We start from the raw sequence: 16410 nt of genomic DNA, 5'->3' as shown, positions 1-16410 counted from the left end.
CACTAGCCGGGAGAGAGTAAGGATGCACTCACCCCAAATCTACCAAAAAAGTAGATTACGACCTGCCGAAGAAAATTGCCGCAACCACTCTGGTCTCAATCAGCTTGATATATACCAGAGTGAGCAAAACGATGGGGGCCGTTCCTCAATTCAAGGCAGAAATCGTTTATCAGGTTGCTCACACAATTCTTTCACATCGAGTCATTCTCATTTGAACAGTTTGGTGCGACTTACAAGAATCGCGAATCCCATGAAGAGGGTCTCTTCATGGAGCGTACTAGGCCATAAAGTTCAAACTCGTGCAAAGAATCATCAAATGGTGCGTATACGATCCAAAGATTGGTGTGCCACCGGGCTAGGCTTTGTCTCGCTGGTCCACATTCTCAATTAAGTCGACCAGTCGACTTAAGCAGATTCGGCAGTTCGTCACAACCGTCAGACAAACGACCAGTTGTTGGTACGACAAAAAGAACAATCATACAGATTGTCAGATAACGAAAACGAGCATGATCTCCAGAAACGCTCTCAAAACGTAATTCAAGTTGCAAGGGTCGTAATGACCAGTCGGATTCTTCCGACTGCAGAATGACCTTCGATTTGTGAGAAAGACTTCGGAGACGTCTTTACAGATATTTATTTAGAGTTGCCCGTGATTTTAATTTTACGGGACTTATATTTTCAAACACACGAATTTGATTCATATTGGGAGTGAGCCGTGCATCGACTGGATTCAGGCCTCAAAGGATTGATTGATCGTTCCACCAAACTTGGTTACTTAACCTACCAGGCTGTGGATAAGTATTTGCCAGATGAAGGTGGCGATCCTGTCATGATGGACCGCATCATTCAGGCTCTCGAAGAAAAAGATCTGCCACTGATGAACGATCCGTCTGCACCGGACACCGTTGCAGAAAAGACTCGGATGGAGCAGCAGACCAGTGAGCCTGAGGTGACCGAACTTGCTGTCGCTCGCGGACTCATTGAGCCTGAAACTCCAATGTCTTCTCGTGATCCGATTCGGATGTACCTGAGCCAGATGGGCAACATTCCTCTATTAACACGTGAAGACGAAATCTTCCTGGCAAAACAGATCGAGATCACTCGGAAACGATATCGCCGCACACTCATGGAGTCCGATTTCTCCCTGACTACAGCGGTCGACATTCTTGATCAAGTGCACACCGGCGATTTGCCGTTCGAGCGAACACTGCGAACCTCGGATACCGAGAACACAAAGAAAGAGCAGATCCTCGGCCGGATGCCCGTCAACTTGCCGACTCTCAAGCACTTGCTCGCAGAGAACCGTAAAGACTTCGAACTGACGATGTCTGAGAAAGCTTCAGACGACCAGAAGAAAGCCGCTCGTTCTCGAATGGTTCTGCGTCGCCGTAAGATGTGTTCTCTTGCCGAAGAATTGTCTGTGCGAACACACCGCCTGCAACCGGTTTACAAACGGATGCAGCAAATCGGTGATCGCATGAACGAACTCGTTCGCGATATCAAATTGCTGCGTCGACGTCCTTCGGCTGCCCGTGAAGTCGAGATGATGAAACAAGAACTCGCAGAACTGGTCGATATGACCTGCGAAACGCCTGCCGAGTACAAAGCTCGTCTGAGCAAAATCCGTCAGCGATTTGATGCCTGGACACATGCTAAGCAGCAACTCTCCGGAGGAAACCTGAGACTGGTCGTCTCGATTGCGAAGAAATACCGCAACCGTGGCCTGAGCTTCCTGGACCTGATTCAGGAAGGAAACGCAGGTCTCATGCGTGGTGTTGAAAAGTACGAATACCGACGTGGTTATAAGTTCTCGACATACGCCACATGGTGGATTCGACAAGCGATCACCCGCGCTGTTGCTGACCATGCTCGAACCATTCGTATTCCGGTTCATATGTTCCAGAGCATTTCAACTCTGAAAGCCAAGAGCGAACAGATCCGACAGGAAACCGGTCGCGAACCAACCACTGAAGAGCTCGCTGAAGCAGTTGACCTTTCGGTCGAAGAAACCGAACGGATCATGAAAACCTGGAAGCATCCAATCAGCCTCGATACTCCAGTCGGCGAAAGCGAAGACTCCAGCTACGGTGACTTTCTGCAGGACTCCAGCGAAAACACACCTGCTGATTCCGCCATGCACCAAATGCTGCGTGACAAAATCAATCACGTCTTGAAGAGCCTCACGTATCGTGAACGGGAAATCATTAAACTCCGTTACGGCCTTGGTGATGGTTACAGCTACACGCTGGAAGAGACTGGACGCATCTTCAAAGTGACCAGAGAACGTATTCGCCAGATCGAATCGAAGGCCCTCCGAAAGCTCCAACACCAAACACGTGCCGAGCACCTGCGAGGATTTGTCGAGTCGCTTTACAGCGGAGAAGCCGACGAACTTCTAGAAGATGCCGGAGGTGAAAATGTCCCCGAAGGTGAAGAAGTCGTCAGCGTTTAACGCTCGTTACGATAACGATCTTGACCTGTATTCAACAAAAAAGCACCAAACCAGAGTTTGGTGCTTTTTTTATGTTTTGGTGACAGATGGCGCGTGGTGAGTTGATGGATGTTGGAGCAAGTTCACAATTGGCCTGCAGGCATATCGCTGCATTTTGAGTGGTCGTTGACTTCCCCCCCCCCAGTTGACTCACCGGAGGGTAGAGCAGTTTGCTCTCCCCTGTGCCCATGTAGAACGCATTTATCGAGAACCAGTCCGGAAACTTATGAAATGATGACTTTTCTCAGTGTTTGAGAGCACAAGTTCAGGTTTCAGGATCAGTTCTAGTAAAATGCTGTTCGCCACGAGGCAGATCCTGCAAGCCAACTCGAAAGATGCTCTAAGCTTCCAGCATTGCTCTGACGTTCTCTTTCGTGACTGGGCGAATGACTCCCTTTTCTGTGATAATCGCATCGATCAGTTCGGCGGGAGCGACATCAAATGCAGGGTTGTAAACATTCGTATCAGCTGGAGCGGTCTGTTTTCCCATCCCATCCGTAATCTCTTCAGCGAGCCTTTCCTCAATAGGAATCAGTTCACCATTTTCCAGTGAGAGATCGAAAGTGCTTGAAGGAGCGGCGACGTAAAACGGAATACCATGAGCCTTGGCGAGAACTGCAACAGAATACGTCCCGATTTTGTTGCATGCATCTCCATTGGCTGCGATGCGGTCAGCTCCGGTAATGACCGCCTGCACCCGTTTTTCTTTCATCACCTGACCTGCCATGGAATCGCAAATGAGCGTGACAGGGACGCCTCGCTGTTGCAACTCCCATGTCGTAAGCCGAGCTCCTTGAAGGAGTGGCCGTGTTTCATCGGCATAGACTTGAATCTCTTTCCCTTGTGCTGCTGCAGCGAACATCACTGCGAGAGCCGTTCCATCTCCGGCTGTTGCTAAACCTCCGGCGTTGCAATGCGTCAGAATTCCGGTCCCTGATTCAATCAGTTTCGCTCCGTGTCGCCCGATGGCTGCGCACATTTCGCGATCTTCATCTTCGATTGCGACCGCTTCAGTCAGAAGTCGAGTGTGCATCTCTTTTGGTGCAAGCTCTTGATTCTCAGCAGCGACCCGCTTCATGCGATCAAGCGCCCAAAATAAATTGACCGCGGTGGGGCGACTCCCAGCCAGGTAGGTCGCCACCTCCTCCAATCGAGCATCGAACTCTTTTCGATCAGCGTCATCTGCCAAGGTTTGCAGGCCAATGACGACTCCATATGCAGCTGAACAACCGATCGCGGGGGCGCCACGGACACGAAGCATTTTGATTGCTTCCCAAATCTCTTCAACGGTTCGACATTCAATCTCTTTGAATTCGACAGGCAACAAAGTCTGGTCGATCATTGTCAACCAGCCATGAGAGTCGCCATTCCAGCGCATTGTACGAGGGTGTTCAGACATGTGAGATGTTCCTGTTTGTGTTCGTGTGTTGTTTGAATTCAATAATTTTAAGGGATCTGCACAAACCTTGATGTCCTCGGGTGTTGATGACCCGTAACGCAAGCTTTGAGTGGACTTGAATGAACTCACAGAGCAGGTCACTTCCGCCTACCACGAGTAGAACACGTCAGAACCCGAAGAACAAATTTGGACGTGCACGAGAACACTTTCGTGTTTCTTGCCTCTATGAAGGTGTTTCACAAGTGATGAATCACTCACTTCCACGAGAAAGATCCCGTCTATTTTCAAAAACTCTCTAAGTGATAAATCGATTTGGGCTCATAAGTTTTTCTGGATCAAGAGTTTCTTTGACCCGGGACATCAACCCCCATGCAGAATTTCTACGGCCGTATAAATCAATTTTGTCTGCCCATTCACCATCAAAACTCAGCACCGTCAACGCCCCTTGATGTGATTCGGCAAAGTTTCGAAGTGACAGTAGAATCTCATTTGCGACCTGCGGAGTTGTACATCGATCTGGAAGATGGCCGTACACAACACCGTTTCCGGCGTGTGCCTGGGCTGCGACATTTGCTTCTGTCGCCAGTTTTAGAAACTCAGCACACCGAGATTTCGGCAAGCTGGCTCGGAATGTGATCGGATCGTCCGAGGCCGTTTGAAACTCTCGCAAGGCATCGTGAAATTGCTCGTGCGAATCGTCTTCAATTGTGACGACATCCTCTGGTCGATATTGCTTGAGTTCCTCGAGAACCGTGGTCGCTTGCCAGTTTGTCTCAGCTGCGGTTCCTTCGTATTCAATCCACAGTAAGGTTTTCCCATCCGGCAACTTCAGATTCGCTTCGCCGTCTAACTGCCAGGCTGCCTTCGTGTTCAGGAGATCGAGAACACAGGGACGCGTGGCAGACTTGTCCATCGCGACGAGAACAGCATCCAGATCAAACTCGGGCTCGAAGGAGGCGATGACAATCACTCGTGTCTCAAAAATCGGTCGAAGCTTCAAGGTGACTTCAGTAATCGTTGCCAGTGTTCCCATCGAGCCGATCAATAATTTGCCGAGATCATAGCCAGCGACATTTTTGACGACCTTCCCCCCCGCAGAAAACAATCGCCCTTGTCCATCCACCGCAGAAATCCCGATAACATAATCACGGAAGGTTCCGTAACCGAATCGAGAGGGTCCGCTTGTGTTCGACGCAATCGCTCCTCCGAGAGAAGCTCGACTCGCCTGAGGGATATCGATAGGAAGCCGCTGTTTCTCCTTAGCCAGTTCCTTCTGCAACGTCTCGAATCGAATTCCCGCCTCCACGGTGATCGTCATATCGCGGGAGGGATATTCGATAATTTGATTCAGTTCTCCAGTTTCCAGAAGGACTGTCTCGCCCGAGACCTGGCCTGCAGAATGTAGAGAAGTGCGCCCCCCGACCGGCATGAACGAGGATTTTTGCTCCTGAAAATTCTCTGATACAATCCGACTGAGTTCGCTGACTGTCGTCGGGGTCCATTCAGTTGTTGGCACGGAACTTGTTCTTTCTCACTAAATTCGGGTCGCAGCTGCTCATTGGTGGTCCTCGAAGTGTCCTCTCTCCCCCAAAACCTTCAAATTGCGACCGAAAGACTCTTATCAGGGTCGGGACAATCCCGCTGCATTCCTCATCACCACCGACCGGATGCACACATAAAATCGTTTCTCTGAAGACAGAATGACCAGCCTGCGAATAGAGTTCAAGGCATTCTGAGCCAAGATTTCGAAACATCCTGATTCCCTGACGGCATCATTGAACTCAGAGTCTCAGCCGCTCATAATGGGCCGATTCCATATTTGATTGGTCTTACGGCTTAAGTTCAGGAAGAGCTGAGCCAGCAATCTCAATCCGAATTTACATCTAAGAGTTCTCAGGAAGTCCATGTCTTCAAACGCGAGTGAAATTGAACGGTTACGCTGGGAGAAATTTCCAGTTTTGAATGATGGATTCGTCTGTCTGGTCGACTGTATGGGCGACGATGGTTCGATCGTTCAGGCCGCTCGAGTCAGCTATGGAGCAGGCACGAAAAAGGTCTCTGACGACAGGACATTAATTCGCTACCTGCTGCGGCATCGGCATACCACTCCGTTTGAGATGGCGGAATTGAAAATCCTTGTCCGCGTTCCGATGGATTGCTGGAGACAATGGATCCGTCACCGAACTGCAAACGTGAACGAGTACAGCACACGCTACTCTGTCGCGATTGATTCTGCTCAAACCACACCACCTGAGGAATGGCGAACTCAAGCGACCATGAATCGTCAGGGGAGCGAAGGATTCCTCGATGCGGACCGTGGTGAAAGCCTGTCAGCAGCTGAAGCGGAGTTCCAAGAAGCAACCCGTCGCATGTATCAAGAGCGAATTGATGCTGGCGTTGCACGGGAGCAGGCGCGTAAAGATCTTCCGCTTTGCACATATACAGAAGCCTACTGGAAAATCGATCTGCACAACCTGCTGCACTTCCTGGCTCTGCGCATGGATTCCCACGCACAACTGGAAATTCGCCAATATGCAACAGCCATTGGCGAAAATATCGTCAAGCCACTCTTTCCAATCGCCTGGGAAGCGTTTCAAGACTACCGCCGTAACGCAATGTTCCTGACAAGACTGGATGTCGAAGTCATTCAGCGAATGCACCAATACGCGGCTGAAAACGAAATTTCACCACCTTTCGACGAGACTGTGTTTCTGGAATCTCAAGACTCGACTTGGAAAGAGCTCACTCGATCGCGTGAACGTGACGAATGTCGCTCCAAGTTGATCCGCATGGGAATCATGCAGGAACAGGAATAGACTGAACTCCGAACATCACTGCATTTCAATTTCATGAGACGCTCAGTTGTTCGAGGCTGCGATCCCCCATCAAGCGAGACTCACAACCATGGCTGCACCGTTCGTTGTTGCATGTTCGCATTGTTCTTCAAAGTTGAAATTGAAGGACAAGTCGATGGTCGGCAAGAAGGTTCGTTGCCCGAAATGCAGCGAGCCTTTTGTCATACAACTTGCGAAGCCTACCCAGGCGGCCCCGGCTGATGACGATTGGGGAGACGACTTTGGCGATTCCGAAGGCGACTTCGATGATGGATTCGACGACGGATTTGATGACAATTTCGAACCTGTACCACGAAAGAAAAAAAAGACGTCTTCGAAAAAAGGGAGTAAGAAAAAAAAGAAGGGCCGAAAGAAAGGAAAATCGGGAGTTTCTGGAGGAGCCATTGCAGCCATCGTCGGCGGAGGAGTGTTGTTTCTCGCTGTATTAAGTCTCGGAGTTTACTTCGTGCTTCCGCTTCTTCAGGGCTTGGGCGGTTCAGCAAACCGTATGGCCTGGCTACCGAATGACACACAAACATACGTCGAGATTCGCGTCGCCGATGTCTGGAAGTCTGGAGTCATGAAACCACTCAGAACCAGCGAAGCGGGTCAGCAGATCAAAGCTCAACTCAAAGAACGAGGCGAGCTCAAGATCGAGGACATCGAAAAAATCGTGGTCGGAATTCCTGCCAATCGCCAACAACCGATGATGGTGATTTATTCGACCAAACCGATTGACCCCAATAACCTCGGGGAGGGAGTCACCTCTTCTTCGTATGCGGGCAAAACAATATTCGAAATCCCCAACGATACGACCGCAGGATTTCTACTTAACAGCACAACAATCGTGGCTGGTCCCAAAGAGATGCTGCACGCTGCAATTGACCGCAACGGAGAATGTACAGCGGCGGAGAAGTTCTCATTTCTTCCCGTTCGAGGAGATGTCATTTTCGGCTCGATCTCTCCCGGAACGACTCTCTCGCAATCGCCAGCGGGGATGATGACACGAGGCGCATTTGATCCGTCCGAACTCGAATCGGTCTCCGGGACTATCAAATTCTCCAACGACTTAGACTTGAACGTTGCTCTCAACTTCCTACAACCCGAAACGGCTCAAACGGCTCTCACCACAGCACAAGACGCACTGGTCAAATCAAAAGAGAATTTAGATAAGCAGCAGAAAGAGCTCGAAAGTGGCAACTTTGTTCTCACCCGGCAGCAGCGTTCGATGGGGATGAAAATGCAGGAAGTCATGAAATCTGTTTCTCTGAGCGGCTCTGGAAAGACGGTGAATTCGAAAGTTTCGATTCCGGGATCAATCATTGAAGATCTCGCAGACCTGTTCGGTGGCGGCAGTTCGTTCATGCCGCCCATCGGTGGCGGAATAGGCAATCCATTTTAAGGCAGTTTCAATGCCTGTTCTCCCTGTGAAGAACACCTCCGTGACTTCACCAATTGCCCGCCTCGTAGTGATCGGCAACTTCAGTTGTGACACGCGTCCGGCACTGGCTTGGCACTGGCACTCAGCAGGGGCAGGGGCAGGGGCAGGGGGCACTCGGCAAGGTGAACTCCTCGGGAGCACAGCTGATCTGAAATTGAATCACGTATCGCAATCTGCTATTGAGTAGTCGATTCAGACTTTGACCATACGTAACAAATTTTGGAAGCGGTGGAGTTCAATGCTGTCGAAGCAAATCATCCTGCTTTGCCTTTCTACTTTGACAATCAGTTCCGGGTGTCGTTCTGAAGCGTTGACGACGCCGAGCGAGTCGACAACTCAAAGCTCGAAGCGATCAGTTCTCGACGACAAAGAATTAAAACAACAAATCGAACACTTTTGCGGTGCCTGTCACAAAACGCCACATCCGTCCAGCTTTCCAAAGTCAGCGTGGTACGAAGAGGTCAAACGTGGTTACGATTTCTATTACACATCGGCGCGAACGGACCTCACTCCGCCGCCACAAGCGGACGTAACCGCTTACTACCGAGCACTCGCCCCCGAGAGACTGTTCGAAGAAACTCTGCTTGAAGAAAAGGCTCTGGAAGCCTCTCCCCCGAGTCCAGTCTCCTTTCGGAAAGAGACTCTGAAACCTTTCCATTCGGACTCAACGAAAGGAGATGCGCCAGGCACTTCATTTCTGGAATGGTCCAAAGTTCAAGACCAAACCTTCCAGTTCAGCGATATGAAGCATGGGCTGTTCAGCCGACTCACCCTCGACGGCCGTCAGATCGCCCCCAACACTGAGGCTACCATCAGCCCCGTGGCTGTTCGTCGTTGTGATCTGAACGGGAATCAACAGGATGACCTAATCATTGCTGATCTCGGGAGTTTTCTTCCCGAAGACCATCACTTAGGGAAGGTGGTCTGGATTCCGGACTTCCGCTCGAACGACTCGCAACCTGTCACGATTCTGGGGGGAATCGGACGGGTTGCAGATGTACGGGCTGGAGACTTCAACAACGACGGAAAAGAAGATGTAATCGTAGCTGAGTTTGGATGGCACCTCACTGGTGGTATACATCTGCTGACCAACCAAGGAATTGATAGCGATTCAGGAATTCCCCAGTTCCACCAAACATTGCTCGACGACCGCCCCGGGACGATTCAAATCCCGACCGTGGATCTGAACAGCGATGGGCGTCTCGATTTTGTCGCGCTCATCAGTCAAGAGTTTGAAGAAGTCGTCGCCTTCCTGAACAAAGAAGACGGGTTCGAAAAAGTCGTCCTGTATTCAGCACCAGACCCTTCATACGGTTCGAGCGGTATCGAACTGGTCGATCTCGACCAGGATGGGGACATGGACATCCTCTACACGAACGGAGACACCTTCGACTCTGCCCTCGCGAAACCGTACCACGGTGTGAGTTGGTTGGAAAACAGAGGGAACCTGAAGTTTCAGGAACACCGATTGGCGTTCTTTCCGGGTGTCCATCGTGCGTTAGCTGATGACCTTGACGGTGACGGAGACCTCGACATCGTCGCTGTCTCTTTGCTGCCTCACAAGGTTCTTCAAGATGGACAGAATCAATCTTTCGATTCCGTAATCTGGCTTGAGCAAGTGGAACCGGGGCAATTTCAACGTTACACAATCGAATCGGGTGATCCGGTCTATTCTTGCATGGAAATCGGCGACTTCGACTCCGATGGAAATGTCGACATCGCAGTCGGACATTTCCTTCCATCTAAGAATTCCAAATCCGCATCCCTCAGCATTTTCTGGAACGAGGGTATCAAGGAATCCAAGTGATGTAATCTCACATCCGTGGAATAATTCAGCGGTCTGTCAGTGGGAATGTACCGGCTGTTAACGATTCTGATGCTGATAAAATTTTTGAGACGGCTTGATTCCTGCGGGTGCGGAGACTGGTCCGATTGGTTTTGGAGGAGTTACGTTCATCTGCTTCGGAAGGCTTTCAGGCTTCTCATCAACGGCGGCCTCAGACTTCGAGACTTGTGAAATCTCGGGTTGCTTCGTTTTGATTGCCCCGATAAATGCAGAAACGGGTGGAAGCGATACCTCTTGGATGGACGTGGCCTCTTGACTGGACTTGGGTTGAGAAACAACTTTTGGAGTCGCAGTCGCAGCGGGAGATGCTGGTGGTTTTGCTGCCGGAACCGCTTCAATCGGCTTCAACGAAGTTTCCCTGAGCGATGGCAATTTCCTTGCCTCGGCGGGCCCTGGTGGAATGATTGGAGCATCCTCAACCGAAGGATCAGCATTATCAGCTGGTGGAGCAGGAGCCAACTCGGGTAGGGGAGGAATTTCTGAGGGTGGAACATCCGGGACTGTCGGTTCGACCGCAGGTCGAGTGGAAATTCGACTTTCCGGATAGATGACAGGGTGCTGATAATACGGACTCTGAGTATTGCAATCGTGACAAATTCGAGTCAGATCCAGACCGGGTCGATAGAAGCGGTCGAGAGTGAGTTGTCTGTCAGCGATGCGATCAATGCGATCTCCATAAATTTCAGAGACTTCGCAACACTGACAACCGCTGAGAGCCACCAGCACGAGAAGACCAGATGCAAAGAGATGAGTTGTTCGCAAAGCTGCCATTTCAAACACCAATCCAGAATGTGATCGCGCCCGCGGTAAAAGTTGTCCGACATTCAAAAATCTCGACCGCGCGACAGAATCTGACAAGCTGACCAACGAGTTATCTCGATGAGTCATGTTGTTACGATTTCATCGGTTCCAAGGCCTATGGAACTTTCTCCTTTGGATCATGTTGCAAGGCGAGAAAGCAAATATCCCTTGAATTCATCGTCCATCAGCTGTTCCAGCCAATTCAACCGGCACATTCCGCCGATAAAACCCTTAATCTCGGTTGAAAAATCGGTCAGGAGTCCTGACGTGTTCTAAATTTCACCATGGATGTTCCTTTCACCAGCTGGACGCAAGAATGGTCAAAAATGTCGTTTCTCTGAGATCTTACGAGATCAATACTCAAGCCTCTTTAATTCCCTCAACAGTTGAGAGGATCAAGGAAGCGCGGGGCATTGCGTATTCGACGTTCAGCGGTCGACCGATTTCACTGTGTCGCAGTTTAGAAAGACGCGGTGAACTTCGTGTGAAATTTGAAGAACCGATCTACATCTGGACCGTCCAGATTGAAGACGGACTCGCCATCTGTACACGTGATCAGCCAATCATCGGTGTGACTAAAGATATCTCACCACACGGTGTCGGTTTTTGCTACGACGAGAAAATTGAGACCGACTTCGTCATTGCTGAATTCGATCTCTTTGGACGTGGCACAGAGCATTTGCTGGTCGAAATTCGCTGGAATGAAAAGAATGCTCCCCACTCATACGTGGCAGGGGGATTGATTATCAACGTTGCTACGGAAGTCCATTAACCTTCCGGACAACCCATTCCGTCATTGCGATACAACAGAAGATCGCAAGCACAATCCAATGGCTCCATAACGGGATTTCTTCCCGTAACGATGTGACGTCCTGAGTCCCTACAAAGAGTTCCGGGAGTTCGGCAACTTCATCCAGAAAAAAGAAGCGCCCACCCGAAGCTTCCGAAATCTCCACGAGAAGTTCGCGGAATGCACTCACGTCGGTCAGTTCTTCAGAAAGTTCCTCCCGAACGATCAGCACCGTTTCTGGAGATTTCTTCGCCCATTCAATACCTGGTGTTTCCAAAGTCACAAGGTATTCCCCCGGGAGAAGGTCACTCACATCTGCTTCGTGCATAAATGGCTGATTCTCCGCAGCCTTAAGATCGACCCGCTTTCGAAAGTCGGTCCCATCTGTTGAACGTATCACTGCAACCGATTTGAGATTCGGATGCTGTGCGAGAAAGCGATCGTTCCAACGCGCCTGAATCTTTGTCACTTCTCCTTCGTTAATGACACTTCGCGAAAGACCTAAGCGAACATGTTCCGTCGCGGCGGTCGCTTTAAATCCGACAGCCCAGCGAATCAACTGCCCCCAAAAACGATGGTGATACAAATCCCCCACACGAAAACGCCATCGCCAGGTACTATCGACTCCCAGCCAAAGAACTTGTCCGTTCCCGACATAATGTTGAACGACCAAAGCATTTTCGCGCTCTAATTCCAGACTCGGACGTTCACCAGGATTCAATGCAGCGGCATAAACTGTCGCTGCTCCTTTCGCCTGACCAAGAATCCCCCAAGTATGCCCGGGGAGCTGACTCCAGATTTGTCGTGACTGGTTCCAGTCGTCGCCTAACTGAAACATGGCCATCTGTTCTCCATCGGGAGTGATCGAAAAATGGAAGCCACGCTGGGCAGGAGGGAGCATTTGGTTTTCTCCCTGCAAGTCAATCGTTCGCAAGTTTTCGATCGGCAGAAGAGAGTTCACAATTGTGCCGCGATATGAAAGTGGGAAATCACGTTTTCCCGCAGTCATGACGAGTGTTCCTCCCTCATCCCGAACATACCGCTCCAGGTTCCGCCAATGTGCCAGCGTGAGATGACGCGGAGAGACGTCTCCGATAATGACGCAATCGTAGTTGGCGAATTGGGTCGCATCCCCCTCGACGGGTGGCAGTTGAGAAAGTTGCGAATCAAAGAACGGCGCATCAAGGATGCCAAGAAACGGTTGCTCGAAAAGAACCTCGTCTAAAGTGACTCGCTTGTCACGACTCAAGGCTGCTCGAAGATACCGAAACTCCCAACGCCCTTCACCTTCCAAAATCAGCACATGAGCCGTCCCATCGACAACATTGATGGAGAACTCTCTGCTGTTGTTGTCGTCACGAAGTTCCCGATCTTTGATCTCTGTCCGAACCCGAAATCGATGCCGTCCCAGATCGAGATTATCCAGATTAAAGGCGACTTCTGTTTCCGTCTTCTCCACTGTGAAAATTTTCTTAAGCGGTTCTCGATCAGGCGAATCAATGTCTTCCAGGAAAACGGTAACTTCTTGATCTTCAAATCCATACGCATGCACAATCGATTTTACGATGGAAGAATCGTCTTCAAAAACGGTCTCTGGGACATCTAAATGCGAGATCGCGAGATCGCGAGGTCGATACTCCGAACCGACTAACACGGTATGAACTGGCACTCCAAGGCCAGAAAGGCGTTGCTGGAATTTCTTCTGATCGAGTTTCGAAGTGTCTCGCCCATCGGAGATCAGCACCACACCCGCCAACGGAATTTCTGAATCGGACTGGATCGCTGTATTCACAGCCTGAGATAAATCAGACGTTCCCCGTTGAACCTTGATCTCACCGCCAGCCAGAATCTCATTGAAAATCTCTCGATCAACTCGAGTTTCGTCGGTCGCAAAGATCGCCAACTCCGTTTGGGCATTCTCGGAAAGTTGATCGAGGACCGATTCCTTTGAAGCTGACAAAACCTTGGCGGCAAGTTCCAACCGCGAATAGTCTGCAACCGTTTCGACAGAAGCTTCGATATCTTTTCGACGTGTTTGTGAACGTTGCTCTCGTCGTTGCGGATTCGGCTCTTCCTCTTCGGAAATCCACTCCGGTTCCTCTTTGGATTCCAAACGCCGAATCCATTCATCGACGTCCCCCTTCGATCCCTTCTTGCCGAACATTCCCAGGGATTTCGCCCAGCGAAGTTTTTCAGAGAGTGCGGCATGCTGGTCTCTCGTCTCCATACTCTCGGAAACGTCCAGCGCCACGACGACACGCCCAAGGGTTTCTTTGTCGTAAGACCACGTCCACACCGGTTCGAGGAGCGTAAGAAAAATGATTAAAATCAAGAACATCCGCAACGCGAGCAAACTTGTCCCCAATGTCGGCGAGACCAGTTTACGTTCATATTCATGCAACTTGGCAATCAGCACGATCGCCACGGCACAGGCCACACTGAGAGTCAGCCATCGAGACTGGGACTGCAACTGCTGAAAGACGAGCTTCCAGTCACCATACATGTTGCTCCCAACATACGAGACAAGCATCGCCATCAAAGAAGCGATGGCAATCAACACGATGCTCAGAAAGATGAAGGGCAACCAGCGATACAATGGTCATTCCACTTAGGGCATGTTGACGACTCTGAACTCCGTCCCGTGAAGTTCACTTTCATGAATTCACAGACTGCTCGCCACGAGGCAGAACGCGAACACTAATTCGAAAAATGTGATAGATTGATGAAATCTTTAATCGCTCACTCCTGTTCGTCCTGGGCGGCTTTTTTGAATTCCATTAACCGGCGATTGTAGGCAGCGATGACTTCTTTGTGACGAATGGTGCCCAACAACTTTCCATCGTCCTCTGCATCCACGACTGGAAGTTCGTCGATCGCAATCGCAGTGAAACATCGCAGGGCGGTGTTTAAGTCGTCATCAGGCGTCACACTGACAACGTGGGAATTCATCACATCTCCCGCATTTGCCAAAGTCCATAAAGTTTCATCATAGAGATATGAGCGAACGTCGTCATTCGAAAAGATACCGACAATCCGTCCGGCTTCATTAACAACGGGGAAATAGTGCTGTCGTGTTGTCGCGATCGTATGCACAATTTCATTGAGCGTCATCGCTTCCGGAATGAGCACCAATGATTTTCTCTCGTGGTAGACATCACGAACATAGATTCCTTCGAGGATATCAACCAGGAAATCGCCACGGTGCGCGGGCGACTCGAGTCGCGACGGAACCTGTTTCGAGTACAACTTCCACGGACGCCCCATCACAAAAGTCAGCGTCGAAACCCACATCGTCGGCAGCAGCAAGCCGTAGCCGCCAGTCATTTCCGAGACCATGATGATCGTGGAAAACGGAGCATGAGCACACCCGGCAAAGAATCCTGCCATCCCGACGATCGCAAACGCTTCGGGATGGGGAACCAGATCAGGCCAGATCTGTTGAAAAATCAAACCGACAGCTCCACCTGTACAGCCACCGATCACCATCGAAGGGCCAAAGACACCTCCTGATCCTCCTGAAGAAATCGTTAACGATGTCGTCAAGATCTTCACGACAGCGATCGTGAACAAAAGTGGAATTCCGACTTCCGTTGCGGCCGTCAATGCTTGTTGAAGCGTGCCATATCCAGTTGAGAGAACTGCCAGCGCTTGCCGCTCTTCCCCCCAAAGCTTGAAGAGTCCAACTCCGATAATACCTGCGAGACCTGCACCAATCGCAGGTCGAAGCGTCTTTGGGACGGGCAGCTTCGCAAAGAGATTGTGAATTCCGTAGAAAACTTTGATATATACAATCCCCATCACCGCAACCACAACCGCCAAAACAGCATATGGTAGAAGTTCCAGCGGCGAGCCAGCTGCGTAATTCAAATCGTTTCCGAACAATGGCGTGTGATGCATCTCTGCGGGAAGCCATAATCCGTAGACGGAATATCCAATGATTGAAGCAGTCGCTGCCGGGATAATCACTTCAGCCTCGAAATCGCTTTCGCTGTAGAGAATCTCCGCAGCGAACAAAGCTCCTGCGAGTGGGGCGCGAAAGACAGCTCCGACACCGGCTCCCATTCCTGCCGCCAGCAGAATCCGGCGATCTCGCGACGGCAACTTTAAGAGCTTCCCTAAAAAGGCACCAAAGGAGGCTCCAATTTGAGCGATCGGACCTTCGCGTCCTCCTGATCCACCTGTTCCAATTGTGATGGCTGACGCGAACGTCTTGACGATTGGAATACGGCCGCGGATTCTTCCACGTTTATTGTGATAGGCATCTATGGCAGCATCAGTTCCGTGTCCCTCAGCCTCTGGGGCGAAGGTGTACACGAGCCACCCCGAAAGCAATCCGCCGATCGTCATCACCACAACGATCAACCAAGGCGAGAACTGTCCCGTATGTGAATGATCAAAGATGAGGTGTTCGCCAACAGCTTCCGCAGGAGAATACCCAGCGAACATGACGAGAGAGTAGTGCAGAACAAATTGGCCGATGACTTGAAAAGCAATCCCTCCCAAACCTGCGATCATCCCGACTAAGATCGATAAAAACGTCCACTTCCCTGACGATTTCCAGTCAAGCGCGGTAAAGAGTCTCTCCAGATGAAGCACAACGTATACTTTCGGACACAATCCAAACACCAGTCAACGAGTAGGCGCTGATTGTTTGGAGATCGTGCAAGATGATCAAGGGAAAGCCCCATAGAATGCGAAACATCTCAATATCGGTGATGCCTCTCCAGTCTCTGCTGACCGCTCAATCTCGTCCGAATTCGCATTGCAGGCAGAAAAGAGCTCGTGTCAAGGCATGATAGCTGGCTTGG

At 50.5% G+C, this 16410-nt stretch carries 11 protein-coding genes; 6 read left to right on the top strand and 5 right to left on the bottom strand.

What is annotated here, in order from left to right:
- Positions 1-715: 715 nt before the first annotated feature.
- A complete protein-coding gene (locus tag Mal48_RS08175) occupies positions 716-2452 on the top strand; it encodes a sigma-70 family RNA polymerase sigma factor (protein ID WP_145197848.1) in 1737 nt (578 codons plus the stop codon).
- A gap of 379 nt (positions 2453-2831) precedes the next feature.
- On the opposite strand, the gene mtnA is transcribed toward Mal48_RS08175, so the two are convergent.
- Positions 2832-3890, bottom strand: a complete 1059-nt coding sequence (gene mtnA / locus Mal48_RS08170) for an S-methyl-5-thioribose-1-phosphate isomerase (RefSeq protein WP_145197846.1) — start codon at positions 3888-3890, stop codon at positions 2832-2834.
- Between the two features lie 295 nt (positions 3891-4185).
- On the bottom strand, positions 4186-5406 hold the full coding sequence (locus tag Mal48_RS08165; RefSeq protein WP_145197844.1) for an FAD-binding oxidoreductase: 1221 nt from the start codon (positions 5404-5406) through the stop codon (positions 4186-4188).
- Between the two features lie 388 nt (positions 5407-5794).
- On the opposite strand from Mal48_RS08165, the gene thyX reads away from it, so the two are divergent.
- The 4 genes from thyX (at position 5795) to Mal48_RS08145 (ending at position 9972) form a co-directional block, all read left to right on the top strand.
- Positions 5795-6706 (top strand): FAD-dependent thymidylate synthase, encoded by a 912-nt coding sequence (gene thyX / locus Mal48_RS08160; RefSeq protein WP_145197842.1) that lies wholly within the window; start codon positions 5795-5797, stop codon positions 6704-6706.
- 154 nt (positions 6707-6860) lie between these two features.
- On the top strand, positions 6861-8126 hold the full coding sequence (locus tag Mal48_RS08155) for an EGFR-like transmembrane domain-containing protein (protein WP_197442166.1): 1266 nt from the start codon (positions 6861-6863) through the stop codon (positions 8124-8126).
- A gap of 10 nt (positions 8127-8136) precedes the next feature.
- The gene (locus Mal48_RS08150) at positions 8137-8352 is read left to right on the top strand and encodes a hypothetical protein (RefSeq protein ID WP_145197838.1); all 216 of its coding nucleotides are present in this window, start codon (positions 8137-8139) and stop codon (positions 8350-8352) included.
- Between the two features lie 51 nt (positions 8353-8403).
- Positions 8404-9972, top strand: coding sequence for an FG-GAP repeat domain-containing protein (locus tag Mal48_RS08145; protein ID WP_145197836.1), 1569 nt, complete (start codon positions 8404-8406; stop codon positions 9970-9972).
- Between the two features lie 57 nt (positions 9973-10029).
- Here Mal48_RS08145 and Mal48_RS08140 read toward each other — a convergent pair whose 3' ends face one another.
- Positions 10030-10782 carry a hypothetical protein gene (locus Mal48_RS08140; RefSeq protein WP_145197834.1) on the bottom strand — a complete coding sequence of 251 codons (753 nt, stop codon included), beginning with the start codon at positions 10780-10782 and terminating at the stop codon, positions 10030-10032.
- 346 nt (positions 10783-11128) lie between these two features.
- Between Mal48_RS08140 and Mal48_RS08135 the strand changes: the two genes are divergently transcribed.
- Positions 11129-11584, top strand: a complete 456-nt coding sequence (locus Mal48_RS08135; protein WP_145197832.1) for a hypothetical protein — start codon at positions 11129-11131, stop codon at positions 11582-11584.
- On the opposite strand, the gene Mal48_RS08130 is transcribed toward Mal48_RS08135, so the two are convergent.
- Positions 11568-14198, bottom strand: coding sequence for a vWA domain-containing protein (locus Mal48_RS08130; protein ID WP_145197830.1), 2631 nt, complete (start codon positions 14196-14198; stop codon positions 11568-11570). The genes Mal48_RS08135 and Mal48_RS08130 overlap by 17 nt on opposite strands.
- A gap of 143 nt (positions 14199-14341) precedes the next feature.
- Positions 14342-16117: a chloride channel protein gene (locus tag Mal48_RS08125; protein ID WP_145205894.1), complete on the bottom strand. Its 1776-nt coding sequence runs from the start codon at positions 16115-16117 to the stop codon at positions 14342-14344.
- Positions 16118-16410: the final 293 nt, after the last annotated feature.

This window comes from Thalassoglobus polymorphus, from assembly GCF_007744255.1.
GTDB lineage: Bacteria > Planctomycetota > Planctomycetia > Planctomycetales > Planctomycetaceae > Thalassoglobus > Thalassoglobus polymorphus.
The sequence above is the reverse complement of the archived record's forward strand: the minus strand, read 5'-3'. Positions and strand labels throughout refer to the sequence as shown.